This window comes from Mesorhizobium sp. M0633 (genome assembly GCF_040320645.1).
Lineage (GTDB): Bacteria > Pseudomonadota > Alphaproteobacteria > Rhizobiales > Rhizobiaceae > Mesorhizobium.
On the sequence record NZ_JAMYQC010000086.1, the window covers coordinates 1 to 4,778 of the forward strand.

The window sequence follows — 4,778 nt, forward strand, 5'->3', positions numbered from 1 at the left end:
ACCGTCATGTGTCCGCCGCTCCGCTAAACACGGGAGCTGCGCGGCGGACACGCCGACGTCACCGCAATGCCACGCCATTTTGCAGAACTTGACGCACACAACTCCGAAGTGGCGGAGAGGGAGACCTTCGCTGGCAATAGGATGCTAATGATTTCAATGACTTAGCTGTTTAATAAGAGCTAAAACCAGAGCTAAAACCAGAGCTAAAACCAGAGCAAGGGTTGGCTCACAACCTCGCGCTTTGCTTGGTGTGACGCCGGTTCCTGTACGTTTGGTGCTAACAGCCGTGTAGTCAACTGTCCCGCAGCGACTTGCCCCGGAATGCCAAGCTCTTGCGCGGTTGGCCGCTTTTTTTGTTCGCTGGTGCCGCAGTTTGGTTAATGGGGGGCTTCGTGGTTTAGATCGATGCCGCCCGTTCCCCCAAAACGGTTGTCTCATGCGGGGGCCGGGTGCGTGCAAGTCTGTAGCAAAATTTCGGAGCAAGCCGGATTTCGCTGAGCCGGCGCCACAAGCGCTCGCGATGGGCGATCAGCACTCATGCGGCTCAGGCAGACATTTCGCCGTCATCCTCATCCTTGTCGGCGTGATCTTTTCTGTTTCCTCACGAAAATGTCGTGGCATAACCAGTGCGGAGAAGCTTCCTCCTAATCGACAGGCGGGGCGGTGCCGAAGCTTCGAATAGGCTCCACCACCCCACCGTCGTCTTCAGACTGTTCCGCCAGAGACTTCGCTGCCACGAGGACATTCATCGGCAACATAGTGCGACGGACTAGCCGGCTAAGATCAAGCGCACCGCCTGTTCGCGTGCTCTGTTTAACTGCCTCACGCATGTAACTCACCACCCAGTCAGGAATGCTGAGAATTGTGTTGGCCTGACTGGCGGCATCGAAATTTCGGGGACGGTGACCTTCCGGGCGTATTGCCCGAAGCTTGCGCAAGCTGCCAGCCTGCGTCGATTCCACTACAAAGCCATCTCTGCGCCACAGTTTCTCGATCGCTTTCAGCCTGCCAATCGATTCGCTTTCCAAATGGAACGTAGTGTGTGGTGTCGGATAGAGGCTCCAACTCGCGGACACGCTGCTGGTCCTTGCAGGCCGCCACAACGTCCATGGCGAATTCCCGTCGAGGCCAAGCGCGACGTCGTCGAGCCTGCTGTCCATCGCTGCGTCAGACGATGCCGTCGCCTCTATGAAAGCTTGGAAACCGACATTGAACAGCGGCAAGTGCCCAGCTAAAGGTTCCCTCGGCCACTCTTTGGAGATCAGTTGCCTCCAAAGGCGCAGAGCAACGACGTCGGGCGCATCCGCACCAAGCAGCTCACCCAAATTTTCGACCACGATCGCGAGACGTTGGAGATCGTTGGGATCCGGTTTGGGATCGCGTCGAAGCTTGCGAATCAAAAAGTGCGCGCCTAGCAAGCCGAACAGTGGGTTTCGATATTTGCCCCAGAGCAAATAGTCGAGAGTTTCAGGGTCAGGTCCAGGGCCGCCGGTCACAAGGTCTGCAATGCCCCGTTCGTAGGCATCAATCAACGCATCGGACGGATCGAAGCCGACCCCAGAAGGCCGCATAGATATAGAAGCGGTCGGAAGCTGGGGGCGACCCTCATAAGTCAGAATAAATACGTGTGTGTCCCACCCTTTCGCGATGGGGATCGGCAGGATTGAAATGTCTCCTTCAGAGCCAAAGTAAAGCAGGTCAGAGGTCCCCGGCTCCACGAGATGCAGTGAGTTTCCCTCGTAGATGGCGATATTCTTGCCTCGGTTGTTTAGCGACAGCGATAGCGATCTTGCCATCGGCGTCGCATCGCCCGGCTGCCGCGAACGCACAGAAACGAAAATAGCCTGGCCGCCCTGCGAAGCATCCCATTTGCTTGCATCGACTACCGGATCGGTCAGCCACTCGTGCTTGTCTATTGTGCTGGATAGCAGAGTCGCAGAAGCGCGTCGGGGAAGGTCGAACTGCTGCTCAACCGGTTGATCGCCCACATCAATGTCGTAAGTGATAGATGCCTCCGCATGATCAATGCGGACCTGATAATGTCCCGGAATAAGCTGCTTGCTGACAGAACCAACGCCGCGAGCGATAAGAAAATCGTCGCGAATTATGCTAATGTCGCCGGGCCGGGGTGTGGGCGCGTCCTGCTCAGTGTTGCTGCCGGTCAGGTTGCTCTTCACCGAGATTGAAACCTGCGTGCCGACTCCTTTCCCGCCGTCAGCATATTTCTCCAGCAGTGGTTTGCGATCTGGAGGACCAAGATAAATCTTTGTGTCTGCGGGGACTGCTCGAACTGTCTGCTCTTTGGGTCTTGCAAGATCCGGGACTATGATCCTCAGTCGGTCGAGGAGGTCGCTAAGTTCGATCGTCCCCTGTTTGAGCACTGTCAGCAGACCGGCGGTAAAGTAACCCCGAATCTCCTCATTGACCTCTCCTTCAAATGTGGGCTCGTACTGATCGCTCCCAAAGAGAATCGCGGAATAGCGGTGTCTTGCGTCCGGGTCCCCGCACTCCAACTCGCTTTGCTGCCCCAGCGGAACCACGGCTCGAACGCGGCAGCAGTCGAGAAAAAAGACGCTTTCTGAAAATTTCAAACAGCCAATCGAGGCCTTTATGTAGCTTTCCAAATGAAGAGCAGCGCCAGCATCGAGTGGTGACCAGTTCGCGAGACAGAGCGACTGTTGCTGCCACGAACCGGCACGGCTATGGCCGTGCCCAGTGAAATAAAAATAAAAGCGCCGCCGCAACTTTCCCTCGGACTGATTACGGATCGCGCGAAAGGCATCGTCGATCATCCATTGCCGCGGGCCTAGTGGCTCAACAGTCGAAACGACGAGCTTTGCATTCTCCGGCGCGAGGCCGCCGCCGTCCTTATGAATTAGCCAATCGCGAAAATCAGTCGCGTCCTTGACCGAACCCTTGAGCGATTTCGCGCCCTTGTTCCACTCCGGATAATCGTTGACGCCAATAACCAAGGCATAGTCGTCCGGTGCGTGGGTCATGGTGTTGCTCCCACTATGAAGCGGAGGCTAGCAAGGGTAGCCGGATCGTCGTCGAAACTGCCGTGGTGAAGGGAATTCGTTTGGAGGCCCTGCGCGGTACGGGCGGGGCTTGGAGAATAAGCAAGCCGGTTACCCTCCTGCAACCAAAGGCGCACATCGTCATAGTCACGTCCGGCTGAGGTCGCCGCGCGTCGAAGGTAACGATCCATGCCGACAATGGCCGCATCGGGGCGATCCTCGAAGCAACCAGAGACCATGTAGAGGAGCGATCGAGGATAGATCGGGCCGGCGATACGATCCTGCTTTTCCGCGGCATCGGTCATCGTGAACATTTGGAAGCGTTTGAAAATCTGCGGCCCGCGAGGAATCCAACGGGCGAAAAGGTCCAGACGGACGGCGGGCGCCAGGAAAAGGATATTGCGCAACCGGATTGTGCGCCGGTCAGCTTCGATCGCTGCCAGCATCTCACAGATAGCGATCGATCCAGCGCTGTGGCCCACGACATCGATGATCATTTCCGGCCGGGCCGCCTGCAGCGCTTCGAGCCGCCGCAGCATATATCCCCCACCGTGGCCGTTCACGCCGGGCGTTGCCCCATCGTCGGTCCACATCCGCTGCGCTTTTGCCTTCATTGCGTCCCAGGCGAACTTTCCAACGTCGCCAAGATAGGCAGCGCGCAGCAACTCCTCCACTGCGGTTGGAAGAACATCATGCGCCGTCTCGCTGCGGTAGCGGCGGATCACGGCAACGACGACCTTACCGATGAACAAAGCAACGCCAGTAATAGTCGCGCCTCTCGCACCGTCCTCGAGGTCCAGTTTGCGGCGAATCGGATCAGACCCAAGCACTGCCAAATCGATCAGATCAGGTAACGAAGGGTCGGCCGCAAAATCATATTCAAGGTCGCTAGCGATCGCCTCCGCGTCGAGGTCATCAAGTCCGCTGCTTTTTGCACTCGCGGCCAATTGGGCGGCATCGGCCTGGGCTGCAAGTGCGCCATCAAGCGCCCTTGCACCCTCCGGTGTCTCAAGCATGGCTTCGATTTCTGCGGCAGCGAGTGGGCCACCACCTATGCCCTTGGCTCCGCCGTCATCGCCGACACCTGCCTTGGCTAGCACCCAAGAAAGCGCCTTCTTGAAGACCTTGGTTTCCGTGATTGACAGAAGGTTATCGCGGAACGTTTCGGCAAGACCCGTCTCCCAAATAATCCCTACCGAGGCTGCCGTCGATCCGTAATTACCCGACATCCGTTCCGCGCTTATGAGCCCGGACGCCTCGTTTACCAGCCCCCCATGAAAGTAGAGTACGAGCTGTGAGGCGTCGCCCAACGCATCGCCTAGCAGGTGATCGACATCGGCGGGCGTGCTCGATAATTTTCCGCTCGCCGCGAACCTGCCATCGGCGCCAAGATTGATCCAACATTGCGATGCCATGACTGCCCTCCCAATCCACGCTGAGGATTTGGCGTAGTTCCGAACCGCGCGGGCTCGATGGTACATTAAGTGACCGTATCGACAAACGCAGTATGAAGTGGACCTTCCATCGCGTCGACGCGGCCAGGCTGGATGCGGCGCCCGTGTTGCTCTCGCGCGGCATTTCACTGAAATCAGTCGCGGCGGAGGTCGGACTCTACTCGCCCAGGCGGCTTCCGAAGCATTCGAACGGCGCTTCGGCATCCGAGACCGCGGCCCGCATTTCGGATGAAGATCACACGCTGCAGCGGATTGCGGCGGAACTGACAGACACCAACAAAATGTCGTTCGTGGCAGAACGGCCAGA

At 57.8% G+C, this 4,778-nt stretch carries 2 protein-coding genes and 1 pseudogene; 1 reads left to right on the top strand and 2 read right to left on the bottom strand.

All coding sequences use genetic code 11. The features are described from left to right. Nucleotides 1-644 precede the first annotated feature (644 nt). Together NKI47_RS34535 and NKI47_RS34540 are read right to left on the bottom strand one after the other, a co-directional pair. Nucleotides 645-2,999: a caspase family protein gene (locus tag NKI47_RS34535; RefSeq protein WP_352596240.1), complete on the bottom strand. Its 2,355-nt coding sequence runs from the start codon at nucleotides 2,997-2,999 to the stop codon at nucleotides 645-647. Beyond that, nucleotides 2,996-4,432: a hypothetical protein gene (locus NKI47_RS34540; RefSeq protein ID WP_352596243.1), complete on the bottom strand. Its 1,437-nt coding sequence runs from the start codon at nucleotides 4,430-4,432 to the stop codon at nucleotides 2,996-2,998. The genes NKI47_RS34535 and NKI47_RS34540 overlap by 4 nt, the downstream gene beginning before the upstream one ends. A 143-nt stretch (nucleotides 4,433-4,575) precedes the next feature. On the opposite strand from NKI47_RS34540, the pseudogene NKI47_RS34545 reads away from it, so the two are divergent. Continuing rightward, a pseudogene (locus NKI47_RS34545) lies at nucleotides 4,576-4,778 on the top strand (hypothetical protein); the annotation flags it as partial.